This window comes from Vibrio sp. 10N.222.55.C6, assembly GCF_041473395.1.
In the GTDB taxonomy this organism is placed as follows: domain Bacteria; phylum Pseudomonadota; class Gammaproteobacteria; order Enterobacterales; family Vibrionaceae; genus Vibrio; species Vibrio crassostreae_C.
Genome location: NZ_JBFRSD010000740.1, coordinates 1 through 305 on the forward strand (window position 1 = coordinate 1; position 305 = coordinate 305).

A 305-nucleotide genomic window follows, 5' to 3' on the forward strand; every position below is an offset into this window, starting at 1 on the left:
AAGCTGCTGGAAGACGAACACCCAGAGACCACAACCTTGATCAGCTATGGTTCTGCGCAGGCTAACTCTCTGTTCTCACTCGCGGCACTGGCAAAGATCAAAGGTTGGACTCTTGAGTTCTACGTCGATCATCTTCCTCAGTGGTTACTAGAACGCCCAATCGGCAATTACCGTGGTGCAATTGACCTTGGCGCTAAGGTGATTTCAGTCAAAGATACAGGCTCTGAACTTCATCCACAGACGTATATTGAGCAAGTCAGACAGCCTGACTCCCACTGCATTGTATTACCAGAAGGTGGACGCTC

The 305-nt window shown here is 49.5% G+C and carries 1 pseudogene; it reads left to right on the forward strand.

Going from position 1 to position 305, the window contains the following annotated elements:
* Window positions 1-305, forward strand: a pseudogene (locus AB4486_RS25920) (1-aminocyclopropane-1-carboxylate deaminase/D-cysteine desulfhydrase); the annotation flags it as partial.